This window comes from Janthinobacterium sp. GW822-FHT07H10, from assembly GCF_058798675.1.
In genome coordinates this window covers 101,309-124,325 of sequence record NZ_JBXAKS010000014.1, presented here as the reverse complement: position 1 = coordinate 124,325, position 23,017 = coordinate 101,309, and the positions used below count along the sequence as shown (strand labels likewise).

Annotated in this window: 23 protein-coding genes; 10 read left to right on the top strand and 13 right to left on the bottom strand. The window is 63.8% G+C overall.

Translation table 11 applies throughout. The annotated features are described in order from the left end of the window. Positions 1 to 148 precede the first annotated feature (148 nt). Complete coding sequence (locus tag AC1RDJ_RS24700; protein ID WP_071325466.1) at positions 149 to 925, bottom strand: enoyl-CoA hydratase; 777 nt, start codon at positions 923 to 925, stop codon at positions 149 to 151. A 79-nt stretch (positions 926 to 1,004) separates the two neighbouring features. On the opposite strand from AC1RDJ_RS24700, the gene AC1RDJ_RS24695 reads away from it, so the two are divergent. Together AC1RDJ_RS24695 and AC1RDJ_RS24690 are read left to right on the top strand one after the other, a co-directional pair. Continuing rightward, positions 1,005 to 2,309, top strand: a complete 1,305-nt coding sequence (locus AC1RDJ_RS24695; RefSeq protein ID WP_232250982.1) for an MFS transporter — start codon at positions 1,005 to 1,007, stop codon at positions 2,307 to 2,309. Between the two features lie 136 nt (positions 2,310 to 2,445). Continuing rightward, complete coding sequence (locus tag AC1RDJ_RS24690; protein WP_289887370.1) at positions 2,446 to 2,883, top strand: universal stress protein; 438 nt, start codon at positions 2,446 to 2,448, stop codon at positions 2,881 to 2,883. A 31-nt stretch (positions 2,884 to 2,914) separates the two neighbouring features. On the opposite strand, the gene mltA is transcribed toward AC1RDJ_RS24690, so the two are convergent. Further along, positions 2,915 to 4,018, bottom strand: coding sequence for a murein transglycosylase A (gene mltA, locus AC1RDJ_RS24685; protein WP_335589240.1), 1,104 nt, complete (start codon positions 4,016 to 4,018; stop codon positions 2,915 to 2,917). Between mltA and AC1RDJ_RS24680 the strand changes: the two genes are divergently transcribed. Then, complete coding sequence (locus tag AC1RDJ_RS24680) at positions 4,008 to 4,343, top strand: hypothetical protein (RefSeq protein WP_493028996.1); 336 nt, start codon at positions 4,008 to 4,010, stop codon at positions 4,341 to 4,343. The genes mltA and AC1RDJ_RS24680 overlap by 11 nt on opposite strands. 28 nt (positions 4,344 to 4,371) lie before the next feature. Here AC1RDJ_RS24680 and apaG read toward each other — a convergent pair whose 3' ends face one another. Continuing rightward, complete coding sequence (gene apaG, locus AC1RDJ_RS24675) at positions 4,372 to 4,746, bottom strand: Co2+/Mg2+ efflux protein ApaG (RefSeq protein ID WP_071326722.1); 375 nt, start codon at positions 4,744 to 4,746, stop codon at positions 4,372 to 4,374. Between the two features lie 166 nt (positions 4,747 to 4,912). On the opposite strand from apaG, the gene rpe reads away from it, so the two are divergent. The 7 genes from rpe to AC1RDJ_RS24640 all read left to right on the top strand — a co-directional run bounded on the left by rpe (position 4,913) and on the right by AC1RDJ_RS24640 (position 11,049). Next, positions 4,913 to 5,587: a ribulose-phosphate 3-epimerase gene (gene rpe / locus AC1RDJ_RS24670; RefSeq protein ID WP_071325468.1), complete on the top strand. Its 675-nt coding sequence runs from the start codon at positions 4,913 to 4,915 to the stop codon at positions 5,585 to 5,587. Next, entirely contained in the window at positions 5,587 to 6,291 is a 705-nt protein-coding gene (locus AC1RDJ_RS24665) for a phosphoglycolate phosphatase (protein ID WP_071325469.1), read from the top strand. The genes rpe and AC1RDJ_RS24665 overlap by 1 nt, the downstream gene beginning before the upstream one ends. A gap of 260 nt (positions 6,292 to 6,551) precedes the next feature. After that, positions 6,552 to 8,048, top strand: coding sequence for an anthranilate synthase component I (gene trpE / locus AC1RDJ_RS24660; protein WP_071325470.1), 1,497 nt, complete (start codon positions 6,552 to 6,554; stop codon positions 8,046 to 8,048). Between the two features lies 1 nt (position 8,049). After that, positions 8,050 to 8,613 (top strand): anthranilate synthase component II, encoded by a 564-nt coding sequence (locus AC1RDJ_RS24655; protein ID WP_071325471.1) that lies wholly within the window; start codon positions 8,050 to 8,052, stop codon positions 8,611 to 8,613. A 65-nt stretch (positions 8,614 to 8,678) separates the two neighbouring features. Further along, positions 8,679 to 9,722 (top strand): anthranilate phosphoribosyltransferase, encoded by a 1,044-nt coding sequence (gene trpD / locus AC1RDJ_RS24650; RefSeq protein WP_493028995.1) that lies wholly within the window; start codon positions 8,679 to 8,681, stop codon positions 9,720 to 9,722. A 32-nt stretch (positions 9,723 to 9,754) separates the two neighbouring features. Beyond that, positions 9,755 to 10,555 (top strand): indole-3-glycerol phosphate synthase TrpC, encoded by an 801-nt coding sequence (gene trpC, locus AC1RDJ_RS24645; protein ID WP_493028994.1) that lies wholly within the window; start codon positions 9,755 to 9,757, stop codon positions 10,553 to 10,555. 20 nt (positions 10,556 to 10,575) lie between these two features. After that, complete coding sequence (locus AC1RDJ_RS24640) at positions 10,576 to 11,049, top strand: energy transducer TonB (protein ID WP_493028993.1); 474 nt, start codon at positions 10,576 to 10,578, stop codon at positions 11,047 to 11,049. Here AC1RDJ_RS24640 and AC1RDJ_RS24635 read toward each other — a convergent pair. The 10 genes from AC1RDJ_RS24635 to dkgB form a co-directional block, all read right to left on the bottom strand. Further along, the gene (locus AC1RDJ_RS24635; protein ID WP_232250983.1) at positions 11,000 to 12,205 is read right to left on the bottom strand and encodes a GGDEF domain-containing protein; all 1,206 of its coding nucleotides are present in this window, start codon (positions 12,203 to 12,205) and stop codon (positions 11,000 to 11,002) included. The two genes, AC1RDJ_RS24640 and AC1RDJ_RS24635, sit on opposite strands and share 50 nt — an antisense overlap. A gap of 105 nt (positions 12,206 to 12,310) precedes the next feature. Then, positions 12,311 to 13,504, bottom strand: coding sequence for a GGDEF domain-containing protein (locus AC1RDJ_RS24630; RefSeq protein ID WP_493028992.1), 1,194 nt, complete (start codon positions 13,502 to 13,504; stop codon positions 12,311 to 12,313). 165 nt (positions 13,505 to 13,669) lie between these two features. Next, positions 13,670 to 15,469, bottom strand: a complete 1,800-nt coding sequence (locus AC1RDJ_RS24625; protein WP_493028999.1) for a M61 family metallopeptidase — start codon at positions 15,467 to 15,469, stop codon at positions 13,670 to 13,672. A 147-nt stretch (positions 15,470 to 15,616) separates the two neighbouring features. After that, positions 15,617 to 16,195: a nucleotidyltransferase family protein gene (locus AC1RDJ_RS24620; RefSeq protein ID WP_493028990.1), complete on the bottom strand. Its 579-nt coding sequence runs from the start codon at positions 16,193 to 16,195 to the stop codon at positions 15,617 to 15,619. Positions 16,196 to 16,208: 13 nt separating this feature from the next. Beyond that, positions 16,209 to 18,461: a xanthine dehydrogenase family protein molybdopterin-binding subunit gene (locus AC1RDJ_RS24615; RefSeq protein WP_493028989.1), complete on the bottom strand. Its 2,253-nt coding sequence runs from the start codon at positions 18,459 to 18,461 to the stop codon at positions 16,209 to 16,211. A 10-nt stretch (positions 18,462 to 18,471) separates the two neighbouring features. Further along, the gene (locus tag AC1RDJ_RS24610) at positions 18,472 to 18,930 is read right to left on the bottom strand and encodes a (2Fe-2S)-binding protein (RefSeq protein WP_071325478.1); all 459 of its coding nucleotides are present in this window, start codon (positions 18,928 to 18,930) and stop codon (positions 18,472 to 18,474) included. Between the two features lie 130 nt (positions 18,931 to 19,060). Beyond that, on the bottom strand, positions 19,061 to 19,777 hold the full coding sequence (locus tag AC1RDJ_RS24605; protein WP_034785648.1) for a DsbC family protein: 717 nt from the start codon (positions 19,775 to 19,777) through the stop codon (positions 19,061 to 19,063). A gap of 149 nt (positions 19,778 to 19,926) precedes the next feature. Further along, positions 19,927 to 21,165 (bottom strand): FAD-dependent monooxygenase, encoded by a 1,239-nt coding sequence (locus AC1RDJ_RS24600; RefSeq protein WP_071325479.1) that lies wholly within the window; start codon positions 21,163 to 21,165, stop codon positions 19,927 to 19,929. Between the two features lie 66 nt (positions 21,166 to 21,231). Next, positions 21,232 to 22,164, bottom strand: coding sequence for an LLM class oxidoreductase (locus AC1RDJ_RS24595; RefSeq protein ID WP_071326725.1), 933 nt, complete (start codon positions 22,162 to 22,164; stop codon positions 21,232 to 21,234). A 10-nt stretch (positions 22,165 to 22,174) separates the two neighbouring features. Then, entirely contained in the window at positions 22,175 to 22,999 is an 825-nt protein-coding gene (gene dkgB, locus AC1RDJ_RS24590) for a 2,5-didehydrogluconate reductase DkgB (RefSeq protein WP_493028988.1), read from the bottom strand. Between the last annotated feature and the right edge of the window lie 18 nt (positions 23,000 to 23,017).

Here is a 23,017-nt window from a genome sequence, read left to right as displayed (position 1 = left end):
GACAAAGCGTTGTGTTTGTCAGCTGCGAAGAAGGAAGAGTATGAAGCGTTTGCAGCATTTCGTCAACCTTCTTTTTTACTACCCAGCCCCGGAAGGCCGTCCCTTTTGTGCCGCAAACTAGTGCGGCTCATCGGGGAGGCGAATCATATCAAAGACCGTCGAAGTTTGGCAAGCGCTTTTCCAGGAAAGCGTGCATGCCTTCTTTTTGTGCTGGCGTGCCGAAGGCGGCCTGGAACAAACGGCGCTCGTAGGCGACGCCATCGGTCAAGGTCGTTTCAAAGGCGCGGTTGACGCAATCCTTGATCATCATGGCAACCGAGGTCGGCATGGCGGCAATGGCCTTGGCGGCAGCCAGGGTTTCTTCCAGCAATTTATCGGCAGGCACGACGCGCGACACGAGACCGATGCGCTCAGCTTCTGCCGCGTCGATAGTGCGTGCCGTCAACAGCAAGTCCATGGCCTTGGCCTTGCCGATGGCGCGCGGCAAGCGCTGCGTGCCGCCCGCGCCTGGCGTGACGCCGACCTTGATTTCCGGCTGGCCAAATTTGGCGCTGTCGGCAGCGATCAGGAAATCGCACATCATGGCCAGTTCGCAGCCACCCCCCAAGGCATAGCCGGCCACCGCGCCTACCACTGGTTTGCGCACGCGCAAGATATGCTCCCAGTTGCGGCTGATGTAGCCCTGCGTAAAAGTATCTGGATATGTATAGTCGGCCATGGCCGCGATATCGGCGCCGGCAGCAAACGCTTTTTCGCTGCCCGTCAGCACGATGCAGCCGATATTCTCATCCGCGTCGAATTTGAGCAAGGCATCACCCAGCTCATTCATCATATTGTCGTTCAATGCGTTGAGCGCCTTCGGGCGGTTCAGGCGGATAACCGCCACTTTGTCCTGGATGTCGATGATCAGGTCTTCGTATTGCATATGGTCTCCTCTGGATGAACACGGTAGCGACAATTGTAGCGGCTAATGGCAGCGGCGCGGCAGGCGCGCTGCTATTATTGTGAGCCTGATCACTACTTATATTGAGCGGCAAATTCTCTCCTCTTTCCTCCAGTCTTGCGCCAGCCGCCTGCGCGGCGACGGCAGCGCCGCCAGCGTCAACTTTCGCCGCCTGTGGTTCAGCAATGGCCTCAATTGCTTCGGCGCCCAGATCACCTCGCTGGCCTTGCCCCTATGCGCGGTACTGCTGCTGCATGCGACACCGGAACAGATGGGCCTGCTGGTCGCCCTGCAGGCGCTGCCGTTCGCCCTCTTCGGCCTGCCCGTCGGCGTGCTGCTGGACCGGCGCAGCAAACACCCGATCATGCTGTTCAGCGAAACCATGTCGGGCCTGGCCCTGGCCAGCGTGGCCGTCGCGTATTGGTGCGGCGTGCTGTCGATGCCCTGGTTATATATAGTGGGATTCATTATCGGCACGGGCTTCGTCGTGGGAGGCGGCGCCGAGCAGGTTTTTCTGACCTTCCTCGTGGGCCGCGATGGCTTGATCGACGCCCAGTCGAAATTTGCCGCGACAGAATCGGCCTCGCGCCTGATCGGTCCCGGCCTGGCTGGCGTGCTGGTGCAAGTCTTGTCGGCACCAGCCGCCATCCTGTGCACGGCGTGCGGCTACCTTGTTTCCGTATGCAATCTGCGCGCCATGAGCGTGCGCGATCCACGACCCGCGCCGTCCGACAAGCACGCCCTGCGCGACATCGCCGACGGCTTGCTGTTTGTCTGGCGCGAGCCACTGCTGCGTGCGCTGGCCTGGGGCGCCGGCATCTGGCATTTCCTGTTTTACGCCAGCATGGCCTTGACGGTCCTGTTTGCCACGCGCGACCTGGGCATGAGTCCGGGCGTGCTGGGCATGACGCAGATGCTCGGCGGCGCCGGCGTGCTGCTGAGCGCCTTCATCGTCAAGCCGCTGACGCGCCGCTACGGCGCCGGCCGTACCATCCTGATCGGACTGGCGTCGACTTCGCTATGCTTTGCGTTGACGCCATGCATCCCTGCCCTGCTATTTGGCAGCGCGGCCGCCAGCGCCGTGGCCTATGCCATCCTGATGTTCTTTTTCGATTGCGGCGTGATGCTGTTCTTTATTCCCTATCTGGGCTTGCGCCAGAAGGTCACGCCGGACCCCATGCTGGGCCGGATGACCTCGACCATGCGCTTCCTGACGGTGGCGACGGCGCCGCTGGGCGCGCTGGCCGCCGGCTGGGTGGCCGAACACTTCGGCGTGCGCAGCGGCCTGGCCTGCATTGCGGCCGGCAGCATTGCACTGACCATTGCCATGGTGTGGGGCACACCGCTGCGTAGCGTGCGCACCTGAAGCGAAGAACGGGCATACACTGTGAAAGATTGCCTTGACGACACTATTCACGTCTAAGCCTGCGAGGTTTGATTTACATCAAGGTTTTGCTTGAGGTAAATCCATAAGCTGTCTGACATCACTTGAGGAGCACGCCATGTTTAACACCATCTTATTTCCCACCGACGGCTCGCCGCTGTCCGACAAGGCCGCCGAAACGGCCATCACCTTCGCGCAATTGAACAAGGCCAAGCTGATCGCCATCAGCGTGGTGCAGCCGTTCCCGTTTTCGCCGATGGCGGACGGCGGCATCGTGCTCGACGCCAGCCTGTATGAACAGCAAATGCAGGAAGCATCGCAGCGCGCCATCGACAAGATCAGCGTTGCCGCGCGCGCCGCGGGCATTCCCTTCGAGGGCGTCGTGGCCGTCTCGCCCAGTCCGCACGAAGAAATCGTCAACGCGGCGCAAACCTATCATTGCGACATCATCCTGATGGCTTCGCATGGACGCAAGGGCTTGAACAAGCTGTTCGTCGGCAGCGAAACGCAGAAAGTGCTGGCACATACCCACCTGCCAGTCATGGTCCTGCGCTAAACCATCACCTTCCGGCGCCGCCAAGCCAACCTTAGCGCGCCGGCGCCTGCTTGGGCAGCAACACCCATACGGCGCCGCTCTGCTTCATGCGGCCCGCATTCTCCGCCGCTTCCGCGCCAAAACCAAAGAAGTAGTCAACACGGATGGGGCCGCGAATGGCGCCGCCCGTATCCTGCGCCATCACCAGGCGTTGCATCGGGATATCGCTATTGGCTTGCGTGGTCGACAGGAAGACGGGCGCACCGAGCGGCAGGAAGCGCGAATCGACGGCCACCGAGCGCTGCGGCGTCAGCGGTACGCCCAGCGCGCCTTTCGGCCCCACCTTCGGATCGGGCAAGCGCTCTTCCTTGAAGAACACATAGCTGGGGTTGGCGTTGAACAATTCATCCTTGCGCGTGGGATGGCCGGCGATCCACGCCTTGATACCCTGCGCGGACGCCTGGCTCAGGGTCAGCTCGCCCTTGTCGACCAGGTAGCGGCCGATCGACTTGTACGGATGGCCATTCTGCTCCGCATACGCCACGCGCACGGTTTCCTGGGTGTCGGTCAGCTGCACGCGGCCGGAACCCTGTACTTGCAGGAAGAATGCCTCCACTTCATCATCGACCCACAGCAACTCCTTGCCAGTGACGGACGTGGCCCGCTCGATATCGGCGCGGGTCGCGTACGGCACGACTTTCTTGCCGACCAGCTTGCCGCGCAGGCGCATGTTTTTCAGTTCCGGATACACGCTGGCCAAGTCCACCGAAATCAGGTCATCCGGCACCTTGTACAGCGGCGTCTGGTATGGGCCGCCACGCTTGCGCGCGCCATGCAGCAACGGTTCGTAATAACCGGTCACCAAGCCAGTATTGACGCCATCGGCGGCCACGACTTGATTTGGCACAAAGAAGGTTTCGAAAAACAGGCGGATCGCCTTGTCGCTGTCGGCATTCACCTGGCGCGCGATCGTGCACGATTCCTTCCAGTCGGGACGCTTCACCAGCACGCCGCACGAAGCCATGAAGGCGGGCCAGGCGGCGCGCAAGTCATCGCGGGCCCAGCCAGGCAAGGCGGCAAACTTGGCGGGCACGAACGTGGGCGCCGCCGCATCCGTGGCATCCTTCGCTTCAGGCGTACCGGGCTTGGACGGCACGGGCTTGACGACGCTCGGGGCGATGGTGGGTGCCTTGCCGCCGGCGGCAGCGGGCGCCGTGGGCGGCGTGGTACAGGCAGAAAGGGCAAGCGCGACGGCGCCGATTGAAACGAGTAGACTACCGCGTGTAAATGCGCTGCGGGTATGGAAGCTGCGAGTAAATAACATAGGGGTGCGTATGTGGATCTTGATGATTGAGGCGTTGGTGGCGTTCTTCTTGCTGGCATTTATTGTCTGGTGGACCATGTATTCAGGCAAGAAACCCACGCCGCCAGTACGCAAACAAGTGAGCGAAGAAAAAAACGCCACTGAAAAACTGAAATGACAGGCGACGGCCCGCAGGCCTGACGCTCTTAATGCAGGGTGCGCGGCAGCGACAGCACGAATTCCGGGATGGCCGCCACAAACTGGTGCCCGTCTTCGGCCACGCAGAAGTACTCGCCGCGCATCGAGCCCTGCGGCGTGGCCAGCATGGTGCCGCTCGTGTATTCGAACTGCTCGCCCGGCTGCAGCAGCGGCTGGTGGCCGACGGCGCCCAGGCCGCGCACTTCCTCGACCTTGTCATTCGCATCCGTGATGACCCAGTGGCGCGAAATCAGTTGCGCGCCGACGGTCCCCGTGTTGACGACGCGAATCGTGTAGCTGAACACATGGCGGCCCTGCTCGGGCGCCGATTGCTCAGGCAGGTACTGCGTCTTGACCGTTACCGTAAATTCATAAGTCGCCATCATCGTTCCTATTCAGACATTGCCAGTCATATTGTGTGTCGCGCGCGCCTCACTGGCCATCGCGCGATGCGTATTCTGTGTTTCACCGTGCTGCAATCAGGCATGGCAGCGGCGTCAAGCGTAAAATAGCGCAACTTTGCATTTTCTATCCTTTGGCTACTTCACCATGACTACATTCCGTATCGCTCCCAGCATCCTGTCCGCCGACTTTGCCCGCCTGGGCGAGGAAGTGCGCAACGTCGTTACCGCCGGCGCCGACATCATCCATTTCGACGTGATGGATAACCATTACGTGCCGAACCTGACCATCGGCCCGCTCGTGTGCGAAGCCATTCGCCCGCACGTGCAAGTGCCCATCGATGTGCACCTGATGGTCGAACCAGTCGATCGCATTATCCCGGATTTCGCCAAGGCTGGCGCGAACATCATCACCTTCCATCCGGAAGCGTCGCATCATATCGACCGTTCGCTGCAGCTGATCCGCGATAACGGCTGCAAATCGGGCCTGGTTTTCAACCCGGGCACGCCGCTGCACTACCTGGAACACGTGATGGACAAGATCGACATCATCCTGATCATGTCCGTCAACCCGGGCTTCGGCGGCCAGTCCTTCATTCCGCAAGCGCTGAAGAAAATCGCCGAAGCGCGCCGCATGATCGACGAATCGGGCCGTGACATCATGCTGGAAGTCGACGGTGGCATCAAGATCGACAACATCGCCGCCGCCGCCGCCGCCGGCGCCGACACCTTCGTCGCCGGCTCGGCCATCTTCGGCAAGCCGGACTACAAGGCCGTCATCGACGCCATGCGCGCCGAGCTGGCAGCGGTAGCGGGCGCCTGATGCAGACGGGCACGGTGAAGCACCACGTACTGGCCGGCGTGCGCGCCGCCATCATCGACCTCGATGGCACGATGCTCGACACCGTGCCCGATTTCCACATCGCCATCAATGGCATGCGCGCCGAATTCGATCTCGCGCCCATCAGCGCCGACGCCATCGAGCTGATGGTGGGCAAGGGCTCGGAAAACCTGATCCGCACCGTGCTCGCCCTCGACTTCGATGCGGCCGGCGTGGAACAGCGCTTCGAACAGGCGATGGAAGCCTATCAGCGCCACTACCTGGCCATCAATGGCCAGTACAGCACCCTGTACCCGGACGTGGAAGCGGGATTGGCGGCGATGAAGGCGGCGGGCCTGCGCCTGGCCTGCGTCACCAACAAGCCGATCGCCTTCGCCCTGCCCCTGCTGAAACTGAAAAATCTGGATCAGTATTTCGAGATCGTCTACGGCGGCGATTCGCTGCCGAGGAAGAAACCGGACCCGCTGCCGCTGCTGCAAGTGTGCGCGGACTTCGACCTGGCGCCGGCCAAAGTGGTGGCCATCGGCGACTCCTCGAATGACGCGCAAGCGGCCCGGGCTGCGGCTTGCCCCGTTTTGACGGTACCGTATGGCTACAATCACGGACACTCTATACACGATACCGATTCCGATGGTATAGTAAAGACACTGCTCGAAGCAGCCCGTTTTATTAGCATGCAAAATTAACCGGCATACTGACCAAACCCAACACCATATCGTGAACACGTTTCTCATCAAAAAACACAATGTCACCCAAACCGGCTCGATTGAGGCCTGGCTTTGGCGACGCTGGCAATCCTGGCAGGCCTAAGGGCCGAGCCGTTACGATTGCTGCCGGCTGCACACGCATACTTTGCGCATTTAGCGTGCACCGGCAAGTTTTTTGATAACCCACCGCAGGGTTTGTGCACTATGCACACGCATACCCTGACGGCATGGAGAGAAACATGACCGAACTCGAATTCAAATCGCTGGCCCAGCAAGGCTACAACCGCATCCCCCTGATCGCGGAAGCGTTCGCCGACCTGGAAACCCCGCTCACCCTGTACCTGAAACTGGCACAGGCCCAACAAGGCGGCAAGAACACCTTCCTGCTCGAATCCGTCGTCGGCGGCGAACGCTTCGGCCGCTATTCCTTCATCGGCTTGCCCGCCACGACCGTGCTGCGCAGCTATGGCAAGCGCACCGAAATCGTCAAGAACGGCGTCGTGATCGAAGAACACGAAGGCAATCCGCTCGACTTCATCGAACAGTTCCAGTCGCGCTTCAAGGTGGCCCTGCGCCCCGGCATGCCGCGCTTCTGCGGCGGCCTGGCCGGCTACTTCGGCTACGACACCGTGCGCCACATCGAGAAGAAACTCGCCGGCGGCGCGCCGAAAGACGACTTGAAGCTGCCCGACATCCAGCTGATGGTGACGGAAGAACTGGCCGTCATCGACAACCTGTCCGGCAAGCTCTACCTGATCGTGTATGCCGACACCACGCAGCCCGAATCGTTTTCGAAAGCGCAGCAACGCCTGAAGGACTTGCGCATGATGCTGCGCCGCGGCGTCGATGCCCCCGTCACCAGCGCTTCCGTGCGCACGGAAACCATCCGCGATTTTTCCAAGGAAGACTACCTGAAGGCGGTCGCCAAGGCGCATGAATACGTGATGGCGGGCGACCTGATGCAGGTGCAGATCGGCCAGCGCATCCGCAAGCCATATGTCGATTCGCCGCTGACCCTGTACCGCGCCTTGCGTTCGCTCAACCCGTCGCCGTATATGTACTTCTATAATTTCGGTGACATGCAGATCATCGGCGCCTCGCCGGAAATCCTGGTGCGCAACGAAAAGACGGCGGACGGCGGCAAGAAAGTCACCTTGCGCCCGATCGCCGGCACCCGTCCGCGCGGCGCCACGCCGGAGCGCGACGCCGAGCTGTCGGCCGAGCTGCTGGCCGATCCGAAAGAGATCGCCGAGCACGTGATGCTGATCGACCTGGCGCGCAACGACATCGGCCGCATCGCCGAAACGGGCAGCGTGCAAGTCACCGACCGCATGGTCATTGAAAAATACTCGCATGTGCAGCACATCGTCTCGAACGTGGAAGGCAAGCTGAAGGATGGCCTGTCGAACCTGGACGTGCTGCGCGCGACCTTCCCCGCCGGCACCCTGACGGGCGCGCCGAAAGTGCGCGCCATGGAAGTGATCGACGAACTGGAAATCACCAAGCGCGGCATCTACGGCGGCGCCTGCGGCTACCTGTCGTTTGGCGGCGAAATGGATGTGGCGATCGCCATCCGCACGGGCGTGGTCAAGGACGGCATGCTGTACGTGCAGGCCGCGGCCGGCATCGTCGCCGACTCGATCCCCGAGATGGAATGGCAGGAAACCGAAAACAAGGCGCGTGCCGTGCTGCGCGCCGCCGAACAAGTGCAAGATGGCCTGGATGGAGGGTTTTAAGATGCTGCTGATGATCGACAACTACGACTCCTTCACCTACAACATCGTGCAGTATTTCGGTGAACTGGGCGAAGACGTGCGGGTCTACCGCAACGATGAAATCACGATCGCACAGATCGAGGCGCTGAACCCGGACCGCATCTGCATCTCGCCCGGGCCGAAAGCGCCGGCACAGGCGGGCATTTCGGTGGAAGTGCTCAAGCACTTCGCCGGCAAGAAACCGATATTGGGCGTCTGCCTGGGCCACCAGGCCATCGGCGAAGCGTTTGGGGGCAAGGTCATCCGCGCCAAGCAAGTCATGCATGGCAAGACTTCCCTCATCGCGCATACGGGCGTGGGCGTTTTCAAAGGCATGCCCAGCCCCTTCACAGTGATCCGCTACCACTCTTTGGCGATCGAACGCGCCTCGCTGCCTTCCTGCCTGGAAGTGACGGCGTGGACGGACGACGGCGAAATCATGGGCGTGCGCCACCGGGAATTCGATATCGAGGGCGTGCAGTTCCACCCCGAATCGATCCTCTCGGAGCACGGCCACGCCCTGCTGAAGAATTTTCTCGAGCGCTGATTCCATGCGCACGCCCCGGCGTGCCGTCAGTGTCCTCCTGCGCCATCATTGAAGAAGGAAGCATCATGCCGATCACCCCACAAGAAGCCCTGCTGCGCTGCATCGAACACCGCGAAATCTTTCACGACGAAATGCTGTACCTGTTCCGCCAGATCATGTCCGGCGAAATGTCGCCCACCATGATCGCCGCCCTGACCGTGGGTTTGCGCGTGAAGAAGGAAACCATCGGCGAAATCGCCGCCGCCGCGCAAGTGATGCGCGAATTTTCCACCAAGGTGCCCATGGCCGACACCACCAACCTGCTCGACATCGTCGGCACGGGCGGCGACGGCGCGCACACATTCAACATTTCCACCGCCTCGATGTTCGTGGCGGCGGCGGCCGGCGCGCGCGTGGCCAAGCATGGCGGGCGCAGCGTGTCGTCCTCGTCCGGCAGCGCCGACGTGCTCGACTCGCTGGGCGTCAACATCAACCTGCAACCCGAGCAGATCGCCCAGTCGATCGCGCAAACGGGCATCGGCTTCATGTACGCGCCGAACCACCACGCGGCCATGAAGCATGCGGCGCCCGTGCGCAAGGAACTCGGCGTGCGCACGATCTTCAATATCCTCGGTCCGCTGACCAATCCGGCCGGCGCGCCGAACATTCTGATGGGCGTGTTTCACGCCGACCTGGTCGGCATCCAGGTGCGCGTGCTGCAGCGCCTCGGTGCGCAGCATGCGATCGTCGTGTATGGCCGCGACAATATGGATGAAGTGTCGCTCGGCGCCTCCACCCTCGTGGGCGAGCTGGTCAACGGCGAAATCCGCGAATATGAAATCCATCCCGAAGATTTCGGCTTGCAGATGATCGCCAGCCGCAACCTGAAAGTGGCCGATGCCGTCGAATCGAAAGCCAAGATGATGGAAGCGCTGCGCGGCGAACCCGGCGCGGCAAGCGACATCGTCGCCCTCAACGCGGGCACGGCGCTGTACGCGGCCGGCGTCGCCAGCTCGATCGAAGATGGCCTGGCGCGCGCGCGCGCCGCCGTCAGCTCGGGCGCCGCCATAGCAAAACTCGACCAATTCGTGCAGGTGACGCAGCAGCTGGGCACCCCGGCGCAAGCATAACCTCCCGCCACCTTGATAGAACAGCGACCATCATGTCCGACATACTCGATAAAATCCTGGCCGTGAAAGCCGACGAAGTGGCCAAGGCGAAAGCCCATCGCAGCCTGGCCAGCCTGCGCGGCGACGTGGAAAACGACCGTGCCCTGCGCGCCGACCTGCGCAATTTCGAGGCGAGCCTGCGCCAGCATATCGGCGACGGCAAGCCCGGCATCATCGCCGAAGTCAAAAAAGCATCGCCGTCAAAAGGCGTCATCCGTGCCGATTTCCGCCCGGCCGACATCGCCGCCAGCTATGCCGCCCATGGCGCGGCCTGCCTGTCCGTGCTGACGGACGAACAGTTCTTCCAGGGCGCCGTGGACTACCTGAAGCAGGCGCGCGCCGCCTGCGCCATTCCCGTGCTGCGCAAGGACTTCATGGTCGACATGTACCAGATCTATGAAGCGCGCGCCATGGGCGCCGACTGCATCCTCCTGATCGTCGCAGCGCTCGACCATGGCTTGATGGCCGAGATGGAAGCGTGCGCCCACGAACTGGGCATGGGCGTGCTGATCGAAAGCCACGACGGTGAAGAACTCGATGCGGCGCTAAAGCTCAAGAGCGCCCTGATCGGCATCAACAACCGCAACCTGCGCACGTTTGACACGTCGCTGGAGACCACCATCGGCCTGCTGCCGCGCATTCCGCAAGACAAATTGATCATCACGGAATCGGGCATCCACAGCACGGCCGACGTCCAGCGCATGCGCGAAGCAAGCGTCCATAGCTTCCTCGTGGGCGAAGCCTTCATGCGCGCGCCCGACCCTGGCGTGGAACTGGAACGCCTGTTCGCCTGAGAAGTGGTAGTCTGACGGTCATGAGACAGCTACTGACCGTCCTTGCCGCCGCCATGCTGCTGGCCGCATGCCAGAAGGCCCCCGCGCCCATCGCGCAGGCGCCAGCCCGCGCGCCGACGGCGAGCATGCCGCGGCCAGGGCCGGTCCAGCCACCGGCCACCATCGATGCCTACAAGCTGCTGGTGGCGCAGCAAATCATGGACGCCAATCCCCAGCATACCTTCAGCGGACGCCTGCCGCCCATGCTGCCGGCCATCGTCGTGCTGGACCTCAGCGTGGAACGCGATGGCAGCCTGAAAAATGTCCGTGTGCACCGTTCGCGCGACAACGAAGCGTCGAAGGCGGCGCTGGCCGCCGTGCGGCGCGTGCCCGCTGCCTTCCCGCCCGCAGCCCAATTGATGCGCGGCCGCGACAAGACGCTCGATTTCTCCGAAACCTTCTTGTTCAACGACGAGTATCGCTTCCAGCTGCGGACGTTGTCCGGACCACAGTAGTCACTTCGCAGACATCGACTTCGATGCGGTCGCGGCCATTTTCCTTGGCCTGGTACAGGGCCGCATCGGCGCGCGACAGCAACTGGTCCAGTTCCTCCTGCACCGACGCCTGGCAGGCGATGCCGATGCTGACCGTGCATGGCGGTAATCCCCGTCCATTCGGTTCGCGCAGCAAAGCGCGGATGCGTTCGGCCACGCCGAGCGCGTTGTGCGGCGCCATGTCGGGCATCAGCACGATGAATTCCTCGCCGCCAAACCGCGCCACGCAATCCGATTCGCGCAGGGCGCCGCCGATGATGGTGGCCACATGCGCCAGCACCTTGTCGCCCGTCGCATGGCCATAGCGGTCGTTGATCGACTTGAAAAAATCCAGGTCGATGCTGAGCAAGGTCAAGGGCCGGAGATTGCGCCGTGAATTGGCCTTTTCGCGCTCGTACACATCGCCGAAACCGCGCCGGTTCAACACCTGCGTCAACGGGTCATGCGTCGAACGGCGCTCGAGTATCATCTGCAGGCGGCGCGTCGCCACCGTCATGAAGCCCACCGTCAGCAGCAGCGCCATGAAATTGGCCACCGCCAGGTAGATGCTGGCCAGCGTGCCCGTCACCAGCAAGTCCACGCTGGTGCCGCCATGCAGCAAGGCCGAGCAGCCGCGCGCCAGCACCACGCCCGCCTGCACCAGCATCAGGGAGCCGAAGAACAGGCTGGAAAAATGGCGTTCGCCGTACGCGTACACCAGCTGCGCCTGGCGCGCATAGAAAAAGAAGACAATGCAGGAAAAAACCGCCACGCGCCGCGAAAAGTCGGGCGTCGCAAGCAGCCACCAGGCGATGCCGGCGGTGCCGAGGCAACACGCCGCAAGATAGAAGCGCAGGCTGGGCGCCTGCTCGTAGAATTTTTCCGTGCCCAGCATCGACAGGCCGATGCCCAGCATCAGCGTCACGTTCGCCCCCAGCAGCGCCACCGCGTCGGGCAGGGAGCCGCGCGCGCCAAACAGGAACGAGGCGCACACCAGCAGCAGCAAGCCGGCCGACCAGTGGCCCAGCCCATGCACCTCGCGCCGGAAGCTGCGGTACACGGAAAACATGACCACGCTCATGGCCCCGCACATCAGGGTCGTCATCAACATGATGGTGCGGGGGTCGAGAGTTTCCACGGTCTGGCAAAGTCCAAGAAATCAATAGGGACGCCTGTCCAATTCGAGACTACGATTTTGCAAGGCGCTGTAGAGCAATTTTAGTTCAGTTATGGAAAATTTAGTTCAGTGAAGGCAAATATGATGTTGCTGTTGCAACGATGCCGGCGCCTTCTCCGCCACTTCGACACGGTCGCGTCCCAGCTGCTTGGCGCGGTACAACGCCTTGTCCGAACGCAGCAGCAGGCTGTCCAGCGTTTCCCCGCCTCCAGCCTGGCAGGCGATGCCGATGCTCAGCGTATAGCGCGGCAAGCCGGCATCGGGGCGCGGCTGGCGCAAGGTGTCCTGGAGGCGCTGCGCCACCAGTTCGGCGCGCGCCAGCTGCGTATCGGGCAGCAGCACGACAAATTCCTCGCCGCCGAAACGCGCCACCGCGTCGCTGTCGCGCAAGACGCTGCGGATGACGCTGGCTACGTCGACCAGCACCAGGTCGCCCACGGCATGGCCATGGCGGTCATTGATGGCCTTGAAAAAATCGAGGTCGATGCTCAGCACGGCCAGCGACTGCTCCGCACGCCGCAAACGCGCGCTGACGCGCGCATGGAATTGCGCGAAACCGCGCCGGTTCAGGACGGCCGTCAGCGGGTCGTGGTTGGAGTGCTGCTCGAGTATCGTCTGCAGGCGGCGCGTGGCCACCGCCATGAAGCCGACCGGCAGCAGCAGGGTCATGAAAGCGAGTATCGCCAGATACAGGCTGTGGTGCGGGCCGCCATGCAGGATGTCGCTGCCGGCGCCCCCCTCTTGCAGTGCGCTCAAGCCGCGATGCAGCATCGACAGTGTTTGCACCAGGGCCAGCAGGCCAAAAAAAACCGTGGAAATATGGCGCTCGCCATGCCGCGCGATGACAAGAAATTGCGCGGCATGCAAGGCCAGCATGAGAAAGGAGAACAGCGCCACGCGCATGGCAAAGTCGGGACGCAGGTACAGCCAGCACAGCATGACCAGCAGTCCCAGCAGCCACACGAGGTGAAACAAACGCCAGCTGGGGCGCACGCCATAGAAGCGCTGCGTGCCGATCAGCAGCATGCCGACACCGCACAGCAGGACGGAATTAGCCACCGGCAACAGGAGTTCCGGCACGACCCTGCCGCGCAAGGCAAACAGGCCGCTGGCCAGTATCAGGCCCAGCATGCCGGCCACCCATTCGCGCAGCCCCTGCACACTGTGGGGGAAGCTGCGCTGCGCGGAAAACATCACCACGCACATGGCGCCCGTCATCAGGGTGGACATCAGGACGATGGTGGCGGGATCAAGTTTCACGGAGGAGTCGGCACGGTCAACGGATGGATCGCGCCGCACATGCTTGCAGGCACGAGGAATTTCGTGCGAGAAATTGTACCGTGAAAAACAGGCTGGCAACCGCCGGCAGGGAAATCTTGTGCGTAGCACTATCCTCCCTGGCGGCCCAGGCAACAGATGCCAGAATTACGCGGCGCTTGGACGCTTCGGTCCCGTGGCTTTTTTCGGCGCCGGCAACAGGGCCAGGCTGACACCCGGCACGCGGTCGCCCTGCAACACGGCCGTCAGCGTCATCAGCTCGTCACGGCGGAAGGCGTGGATGGCCACCTTGGCGCCGACCGCGTAGCGGCCCAGCAAGGTGTCGAGGTTGGCCGGGTTGCCCGTCACACGCAAGCCATCGACGGCCACCAGCACGTCGCCGGCCGACAGGCCAGCCAGATGGGCGGCGCCGCCCTGGTGCACCTGCGCCAGCCTGGCGTCGTTGCCGTCGCGGCCCAGGTTGACGTCGAGGCTGGCTTTTTCCGCCTTGCGCGCATCGCTGTACTTGACGCCGAACGGCGCCAGCAGGCGCGCCAGCGGCACATCATCGGTGCCGCGGATGTAGCGCTCGAAGAACGGTTTCATGCGCGTGCCGGAAATCTCATCGAACAGCGCTTCGACTTCGGCCGGCGTGACGCCGCGCGCTTTGCCCTTGTAGAAATCGCGGCCATAACGCTGCCACAGCGCCTGCATCACGTCGTCCAGCGACTTCGCGCCATGCGTCTTGGTGCGCAGGGTCAGGTCGAAGGCCAGCGCGATCAGCGAGCCCTTGGTGTAGTAGCTGACGATGGCGTTCGGCGCGTTTTCATCCTGGCGGTAGTACTTGCCCCAGGCGTCGAAGCTGGAATCGGCCACGCTTTGCTTGTTGCGGCCGCTGCCGCGCAGCACGCTGTTGACGGTCTTGCCGAGCAGCTTGAAGTAAGCCGCCTCGTCGATCAGGCCCGCGCGCACCAGCATCAGGTCATCGTAATAGCTGGTGAAGCCCTCGAAGAGCCACAGCAGCGGCGAATAGCTTTCCGCCTGCAGGTTGTACGGCGCGAAAGCGGCCGGCTTGATGCGCTTGACGTTCCAGGTGTGGAAGTACTCGTGGCTGCACAGGCCGAGGAATTTCAGGTAGCCGTCGCCGATTTCCGTGCTGGTCGACGCCGTCGTCGGCAAGTCGGCGCGCGCGCAGATCAGCGCCGTCGAGGCGCGATGCTCGAGGCCGCCATAACCGTCGCCGACGGCCATCGTCATGAACACATAGCGGTCCATCGGCGCTTTTTTCGTCTTTGGCTCGAAGAAGACGATCTGCGTTTCGCAGATGGCTTTCAGGTCGCGGCACAGACGGTCCAGGTCCAGGTTCGGCACCTTGCCGGTGACGACGATATCGTGCGGCACGCCATGCGCGCTGAAGGTGGCCAGGGCGAAGTCGCCCATCTCCACCGGGTGGTCGATCAGTTCATCGTAGTTGGCCGCCTGGTAGCTGCCGAAGCCATAGCGCCTGGCCTTCAGTTCCGGCAGGGTGGTGGCGACTCTCCAGGTCTTGCAGGCCGCGTCTTTCGGTTGCAGGATATGCACTTCATGCGGCTCGGCCTCCTGGCCCAGCACGCGCAGGAACACGCTGGTGCCGTTGAAGAAGCCATGGTTCTGGTCCAGGTGGGCGGCGCGCACGGACAGGTCCCAGGCGTAGACGTCGTATTCCACCGTCAGGGCGCCCTTGCACGGCGCGGCTTGCCACGAGTGCTTGTCCAGCTTGGTCAGCGCCACGGCCTTGCCTTCGGACTCGGCGCGGATGCTGACGATGTTGCGCGAAAATTCGCGGATCATGTAGCTGCCCGGGATCCAGGCCGGCAAGGCAAATACCTGGCCGATGGCTGCCGGCGACTTGACCGTCAAGGTCACCTTGAACATGTGGCCGGCCAGGTCGGCCGCGGCGATGCTGTAGATGATGCCCGCAGCCGGCATGGTTTTCACTGCGGTTTTCGCCGCGGCTCTGCTTGTGACTTTGCCGCTCGCCTTGGCTGCCGCCTTGGCGATGATTTTCTTGATCGGTGCTTTCTTCATGTTTTCCTCGTGTCTGGCCTGTCTTCCCGGGAGCGCCACTGCCCCGCCTTACAAATCGTCAGGTGTATCAATATCGCGCAAGATGCCGCTGTCGTCCACCGCCACTTCGCGCACGGCATGGCTGCGCACGATGCTGCGCGCACCCTGGTCGCCGTCGAGCGCCAGCAGCAGCGGCAAGTGAACGGCGCTGAACGCGACGGGATTGCCGCGCCGGCCCTGGAAGACGGGCACCGCGATGCGCGCGCCATCGGCAATGGCGTGCGACAAGGCGGCGATTGTAGCCGCTTCCACCCAAGGCATGTCGCCCAGCGCGATCAGCCAGCCCGGCGCGCCGCGCACATGCTCGATGGCGCAGGTGAGCGAGGCAGCCATGCCCGTGTCGGCGTCATGGCAGACGCGCACTTCGCAGCCCAGCGCGCCCAGCACGCGCGCCACCTGCGTGTCGTCGGCGCGCACCACGGCCAGCACGCGCGGCAGGGCCGCCAGCATGGCGCTGGCCGCCGCCGCCACCACGGGCAAGCCCGTGTACGGGCCGTCAGGCAGCGGCTGCAATAACTTATTCTGTACGCCGGAAGGGTCGAACCTGCGTCCCCTTCCGGCTGCCAGCAAGATGCCGACCGTACTCAAAAGACCACTGCCATCATGCGGTCGCCAGGTCGAACGGCAGCTTGCGCAGGCGCTTGCCCGTCAGGGCGAACAGCGCATTGGCGAATGCGGGCGCCAGCGGCGGCACGCCAGGCTCGCCCATGCCCGTCGGCGCATCGCCCGAGGCCACCAGGTGCACTTCGATCACCGGCATGTCGGGCATGCGCGGCACGGGGTAATCGCCGAAGTTCTGCTGCTCCACCACGCCATCCTTGAGCGTGATGGCGGCGCCGGGGATCGTCATGCCCAGCGCCATCAGCGCGGCGCCCTGCACTTGCGCCTCGATCGTCAGGGGATTGACGGCCAGGTTGCAATGCACGCCCGCCCACACCTGGTGCAGCTTGGGCGCGCCTTCCACCACCGAGGCCGTCACCACGTAGGCAACCACGGAATTGAACGATTCGTGCATGGCCACGCCCCAGGCTTGCCCCTTCGGCAGCTTCTTCTTGCCATAGCCGGACTTGGCCACGGCCAGGTCCAGCGCGGCGATGTGGCGCGTATGCTTGGCGTCGATCAGCTGCTTGCGGTAGGCGACGGGGTCCATCTTCGCCACGTGCGCGGCCTCGTCGATCAGTGTTTCCATGACGAAGGCCGTGTGCGTCGAGCCGACGGAACGCCACCACAGCACGGGCACGTTCGCCTTGGCCGTGTGCACGGACAGCTTCATCGGCAGGGTGTACGGCTCGCCCATGCCTTCGACCATGGTGCCGTCGACGCCGTTTTTCACCATGAACGCTTCGAACGGCGTGCCGGCCATGATGGACTGGCCCACGATGGTGTGGTCCCAGGCAAGGATTTTTCCCTTGGCGTCGAGGCCTATCTGCGCGCGGTGCACATGCGATGGCCGGTAGTAGCCGCCCTTGATGTCATCCTCGCGGCTCCACATCAGTTTCAGCGGTCCGCTCTTGCCCGCCGCCCGCCAAGCCTTGGCGACGTTGACCGCTTCGACCACGTAGTCGGACGACGGCACGGCGCGCCGGCCGAAGCCGCCGCCTGCCATCATCGTGTGCAGGGTGACCTGCTCGGGTTTCAGCCCGGACGTGGCGGCGATGGCCGCCTGGTCGCCCGTCTGGAATTGCGAGCCGACCCACATCGTGCATTTGTCGGCCTGCAGGTCGACCACGCAGTTGAGCGGCTCCATCGGCGCGTGCGCCAGGTAGGGGAACTCGTAGACGGCTTCGATCTTTTTCGGCGCCGACGCCAGTTTCGCCATGTCGGCAGGTCTGGCGACGGTGCCCGGCGTTTTCGCCAGCGCCTTGAAGGCCGCCAGCTGCTGGACGCTGCTGACCTTTTCCACGCCACTGGTATCCCACTCGATCGCCAGCGCATCGCGGCCCTGCTTGGCCGGCCAGTAGCCGTCGGCGATCACGGCCACGCCGCTGCCGCCACGGTCGGTCTTCACTTCCAGCACCTCGAGCACGCCCTTGATGGCCTTGGCCTTGCTGGCGTCAAATTTCGCCACTTTTGCGCCAAACACGGGCGGGCGCGCCACCACGGCCACTTTCGCGCCAGGCGGCTTGAAGTCGATGCCGAACTGCTGCTTGCCGGTCGACTTGGCGGCCGCGTCGAGGCGCTTCACGGGCTTGCCGATGATGGAAAATTCGCGCGGATCCTTCAGCTTGACCGTGGCGGGCACGCTCTGGCGCATGGCGGCGTCGGCAAATTCGCCATAGGTCGCCTTTTGTCCGCCGGGCCCATGCAGCACGCCCTTGGCGGCGCGCACCTGGTCGGGACTGACTTTCCACTGCGCGGCGGCGGCGGCCACCAGCATGGCGCGCGCCTTGGCGCCGATTTCGCGGTACTGCGTAAACGAGTGGGCGATGCTGCCCGAGCCGCCCGTCATCTGCATGCCGTAAGCGGCATCCTTGTACTGCTCGCCGGCCGGCGCCAGCGCGCCCTTCACCGTCGCCCAGTCGGCATCGAGTTCCTCGGCGATCAGCATGGGCAGGCTCGTTTGCACGCCCTGGCCAAATTCCAGCCGGTTCACCTGCACCGTCACCGTGTTATCGGGCGCGATATGCAAAAAGGCGTTCGGCGCGTACACGGGCTTGGCGGGGGCGCCATCGGCCGCCAGCGCCAGCTTGCCGGCGCCAGGCAGGAAAAAGCCCAGCATCAAGCCGCCGCCGGCCACCGCGCCAGCCTTCATGAAACCGCGCCGCGACACGCCATCGGTCACCGGCGCCAGTGCCGCGCCCAGGGTCACTCCGCCATGCTGCAATGCTTCCTGATTCAACCATTCGATACGCATGTCGCTCTCCTCAGGCCAGGGTCTTGGCCGCGTCCTTGATGGCTGCGCGGATCCGTTGATAGGTACCGCAGCGACAGATATTGCCGCTCATGGCGCCGTCGATATCGGCATCGCTGGGCGACTTGTTCGTGCGCAGCAGCGCCGTGGCGCTCATCACCTGGCCGCTTTGACAGTAGCCGCATTGCGGCACGTCGTGGCGCACCCATGCCGCCTGCACCGCCTTGCCGACCTGGTCGTTTTCCATCGCCTCGATGGTGGTGATCTTTTGCGCCCCCACGGAGGAAATCGGCGTGATGCAGGAGCGTATGGCCTGGCCATCGAGATGCACCGTGCAGGCGCCGCACAGGGCCATGCCGCAACCGAACTTGGTGCCCGTCATGTTCAGATTATCGCGCAGCGCCCACAGGATGGGCGTGGATGGATCGGCGTCGACCTGCGTGTCGCGTCCGTTGATATTCAATGTAATCATCTGCTGCTCCCCCTTTGAATTGTTATTGAGTCTACAAACAACACCTGATCATACGACAGCGGAAAAAAATGCAAAAAAAAAGCGCACCTTGCGAGGGCGCGCCGTCCAGCCTTCCTGGCGACAGCCCGGATTACTTAATGGTCGAGAATTTCTGTTCCAGCGTTTTCGCATCGACCGCGCCCGGGATGCGGCTGCCGTCGGCAAAGAAGATGGCTGGCGTGCCCGAGACGCGCAATTGCTGGCCCAGGGCGAGGATTTTTTCATGCGGATTGGCGCACGTGGCGGCCACCGTAGCCGGCGCCTTGCCGTTCAGCATCCAGTCATCCCAGGCCTTGTTGCGATCCGGCGCGCACCAGACATTGCGCGACTTGACGATGGAATCGGGCGACAGGATGTTGTACATGAAGGTGTAGACGGTGACGTTGTCGATTTCCTTCAGCGCGTTCTGGCGGAAGCGCTTGCAATAGCCGCAGTTCGGGTCTTCGAATACGGCGATCACGCGCTTGCCATTGCCCTTCACGGTCTTCATGGCCGAATCGAGCGGCAGGTCGGAGAACTTGATGCGGTTGACTTCGTCCAGGCGCACCTTGGTCAGGTCCTGCGACGTCTTGGCGTCGAAGACGTGGCCGACGAACAGGTATTGCGCGGCCTTGTCCGTGTACAGGATGTCGCCGCCCGTGCGCACTTCGTACAGGCCGCCGTACGGGGTTTCCTTGACCGAGTCCACTTTGGCGCCTTCGCCCAGGCGCGGCTCGATCAGTTTCTTGATGTTCGCTTCCGTTGGCGTTTCCGCGCCGGCGCACGACATCATCAGGCCCGAGGCCAGTACCAATGCGATTCTGCTCATTTTTATCACTATCACTTCTCCACTTGAAACGCCTGGCGGCACTGGCATCTGGCCCGGCGCAGTTATCTCTTTAACAAAACGATCGCCGCAAACCAGCTGCGGCGACCTTGAATTTTCACACCTGCCATTATCCAGCGATATCTTAAGACTTACTGATTTCCGAGGGCATGCGAAATCATTTTCCGCTTCAGGGCCGGCAATTTATCCAGCAAGTTTAATCCCAAATTGCGAACCACGCGCAGCGGTTCCAGATCGGCGCCGAACAAGCGCGCCAGGCCATCGGTGGCCAGCTGCATCAGCAGCACGTCTTCCTTGCGCGCGCGCGCATAGCGGGCCAGCACGCGCTCGTCGCCAATGCCGCGGTGCGCCTCGCGTTCGGCGATGGTCTTGACCAGCTGCGCCACGTCGGCAAAGCCCAGGTTCATGCCGTGGCCCGCCATCGGGTGCACCACGTGGGCGGCGTCGCCCACCAGGGCCACGCGCGGCGCCACCATGGCATGCGGGCGCATCAGGGTCAGCGGGAAGGCGCGCACCAGCTCCGGTTGCAGCGGTGTCAGCTTGCCCAGTTTGTCGTGGCAATAGGCGGCCAGGCGCGCAGCCAGGGCGTCGGCCGATTCGTTCATCAATGTATCAGCCAGCGCATCGGGTGCAGACCAGACCAGCGAGACGCGCTCGCCCGGCAATGGCAGCAGCGCGACGATGCCTTCGCTGCCCGTGAACCACTGGTGGGCCGCGCCATGGTGCGGCTTTTCGCAGGCGAAGTTGCTGACCACGCCGCGCTGGCCATACGCACGGTAATCGAGGCCGATGTCGCACTGGCCGCGCACCCAGGACTGGGCGCCGTCCGCGCCGACGACCAGCGCGCAGGTGATGGTGTCGCCGCCATCGAGGTGCACGACGGCCGAGTCATTCGTCCATTCCAGGCGGCTGGCGCGGCCTTGCACGACGTTGACGTTCGGCGCGAACTTCAGGGCGGCGTCCAGCGCCTGGCCCAGGTTGCGGTCTTCGACGATCCACGCCAGGGTGCCCACATGGGCGCCGTAGGCGTCGAAACCGAGTCCGCCCGCCTGCGCGCCGTCGCCGTTGACCAGCATGGCGTCGACGGGCGCCACCCGGTCGGCCGCCAACGCGCCCCACACCTTCAGCGACGACAGCAGCTGGTGCGCCGTGTGATTGAGCGCATACACGCGCACGTCCCAGCTCGGCTCGACCGGCTTGACGGCGGAAGCGGCTGCGGGCGCGCTGGCCGGGCATAACAGGGTGACGCTTTGTCCTGCCTGGGCAAACGCCAGCGCCGTGGTTTTCGCGATGGCGCCGTTGCCGACGATGCAAACGTCGCTGTGGCTATGCATGAAGCGCCGCATGGTAGGGGGAGTGGGACTGTTCATGCGGCCATTATAGCGTTTGCCCCACCGGTTTCAGATAGTCCGGAAGTACAGGACGCCTGCTCCAGGTCAAGCGGCGCCATGAAACACGGGCAATACGTGGTCCGCGATTTCCTGCAGCGCCTCGGCCAGCGGACGGCGGTTCTGCCGCAGCTGCAAGCCGATATGCCGCACGCCGGCCTCGCGCATGGCCTGCAATTCCGCGATCAGGCCGTCGCGCCCCGTGCGCCCGCCGAAACGGAAGCGCTGCAGCGGCATGGACGCATCCTCGTCCAGGTCCAGGTGGATGAAGCTGACGTACGGCTTGTCGCCGCCGGCCACGGCGCGCCACTGCGCCGCACGCCGCGCATGGTCGTCCGGCGTGCCCGGATAGGCGAGCCAGCCATCCATCTGCGCGCCGATCCAGGCCGGCGTTTGCTGCGCCAGCCCCGCCACCAGCAGCGGCAAGGGCGCCCCCGGCCTGGGCAGCAGGCGGATGCCGGGCGGCAGATGCGTCAGGCCCCAGTCGCGCAGCATGGCGACCTGCTCGCGGAAGGCGGCGCCGCGCTGCCCGAAGTCGCGGCCGAACACGGGATATTCGACGGGACGGTCGCCGCTGGCCACGCCCAGCAGCAAACGCCCGCCACTGAGCTGGTCGACGCTGGCCGCCGCCTTCAGGGTCAGTACGGGCTCGCGCAGGGGCAGCACGACGGCTGCCGTGCCCAGCAAGATGTTCTCCGTGATGCCGGCCAGGTAGCCGAGATAGGTAAACACCTCGAACACCTGGGCCGCATCGCCGAACGACGGGTCATACAGGGGCACGTCGCGCAGCCACAGCGCCCTGAAACCGAGGCGGTCGGCCAGCTGCGCCAGTTCCGCGTGCCGGCGCAGGTCCGGCTCGCCCGGCACGCGGCTGGATGCCGCATTCGCCTGGCGCCCCGTGGACGACCAGTCATTATCGAGCGGCAGTTCCAGGCCGATGCTCAGACTCCCCTGCTGTCCCAGCTTGTGCATCGCAGTCATGGCGCCCATATCAATCCCACTGCGGCGCCAGGCCGTCCGGGTTGGCCAGGCGCTCGCCGCGCTCCAGCGTGGCCATCTGCGCCATCTCGTCCGGCGACAGGGTGATGCGCCGGAAATGCAGGTTCGCTTCCAGGTTGGCGCGTTTTGTGGAGGATGGAATCACGGCAAAGCCCTGTTGCAGCGACCAGCTCAAGGCCACCTGCGCCGGCGTCACGCCGTGCCTGGCGGCGATGGCCGCAATCACGGGATCGGCAACCACCTTGCCATAGGCGAGCGGCATGTAGGCCGTGATGTGGATGCCCTGGCTGCGCGCGAAGTCGATGGCCTTGCGGTTTTGCAGGAAGGGGTGGATCTCGATCTGCTGCGTGGCGATTTCCGCCGCACCCACCGTGGCGATGGCCTGCCGCAGCTGCGCGTTGGTGAAATTCGATACGCCGATGGCCCCGGTCAGCCCCTGCGCCTTGGCTTCCGCCAGCGCCGCCATGTACTCGGCGACGGGAATGGCGTCCTGTGGCGAGGGCCAGTGGATCAGGGTCAGGTCCAGCTGCTCGAGCTGCAGCTTGTGCAGGCTGTCCTTCAGGCTGGGAATCAGTTTGTCGCGCTGCAGGTTCTCGATCCAGATCTTCGTCGTGACGAACAGCGCGTCGCGCGGCACGGGGCTGGCGGCGATGGCCTGGCCCACTTCGGCTTCGTTGCCATAGATTTGCGCCGTGTCGATATGGCGGTAGCCGACGTCGAGGCCCGTGGTGACGGAATCGATGACGACCTGGCCCTGCAGGCGGAAGGTGCCCAGGCCGATGGCGGGAATGGCGGTGTGTTGGGTAATGGCATTCATGCGGTATTTCTCTCAAGT

Bases quoted from the DNA above. Each gene is read 5' to 3' on its own strand.
- trpD (WP_493028995.1), top strand. From the start codon at position 8,679: ATGCCGATCACCCCACAAGAAGCCCTGCTGCGCTGCATCGAACACCGC.
- dkgB (WP_493028988.1), bottom strand. From the start codon at position 22,999: ATGAATGCCATTACCCAACACACCGCCATTCCCGCCATCGGCCTGGGC.
- AC1RDJ_RS24595 (WP_071326725.1), bottom strand. From the start codon at position 22,164: ATGACTGCGATGCACAAGCTGGGACAGCAGGGGAGTCTGAGCATCGGC.
- AC1RDJ_RS24700 (WP_071325466.1), bottom strand. From the start codon at position 925: ATGCAATACGAAGACCTGATCATCGACATCCAGGACAAAGTGGCGGTT.
- rpe (WP_071325468.1), top strand. From the start codon at position 4,913: ATGACTACATTCCGTATCGCTCCCAGCATCCTGTCCGCCGACTTTGCC.
- AC1RDJ_RS24690 (WP_289887370.1), top strand. From the start codon at position 2,446: ATGTTTAACACCATCTTATTTCCCACCGACGGCTCGCCGCTGTCCGAC.
- AC1RDJ_RS24615 (WP_493028989.1), bottom strand. From the start codon at position 18,461: ATGCGTATCGAATGGTTGAATCAGGAAGCATTGCAGCATGGCGGAGTG.
- AC1RDJ_RS24600 (WP_071325479.1), bottom strand. From the start codon at position 21,165: ATGAACAGTCCCACTCCCCCTACCATGCGGCGCTTCATGCATAGCCAC.
- trpE (WP_071325470.1), top strand. From the start codon at position 6,552: ATGACCGAACTCGAATTCAAATCGCTGGCCCAGCAAGGCTACAACCGC.
- apaG (WP_071326722.1), bottom strand. From the start codon at position 4,746: ATGGCGACTTATGAATTTACGGTAACGGTCAAGACGCAGTACCTGCCT.
- AC1RDJ_RS24640 (WP_493028993.1), top strand. From the start codon at position 10,576: ATGAGACAGCTACTGACCGTCCTTGCCGCCGCCATGCTGCTGGCCGCA.
- AC1RDJ_RS24665 (WP_071325469.1), top strand. From the start codon at position 5,587: ATGCAGACGGGCACGGTGAAGCACCACGTACTGGCCGGCGTGCGCGCC.
- AC1RDJ_RS24605 (WP_034785648.1), bottom strand. From the start codon at position 19,777: ATGAGCAGAATCGCATTGGTACTGGCCTCGGGCCTGATGATGTCGTGC.
- AC1RDJ_RS24655 (WP_071325471.1), top strand. From the start codon at position 8,050: ATGCTGCTGATGATCGACAACTACGACTCCTTCACCTACAACATCGTG.
- trpC (WP_493028994.1), top strand. From the start codon at position 9,755: ATGTCCGACATACTCGATAAAATCCTGGCCGTGAAAGCCGACGAAGTG.
- AC1RDJ_RS24610 (WP_071325478.1), bottom strand. From the start codon at position 18,930: ATGATTACATTGAATATCAACGGACGCGACACGCAGGTCGACGCCGAT.
- AC1RDJ_RS24625 (WP_493028999.1), bottom strand. From the start codon at position 15,469: ATGCCGGCTGCGGGCATCATCTACAGCATCGCCGCGGCCGACCTGGCC.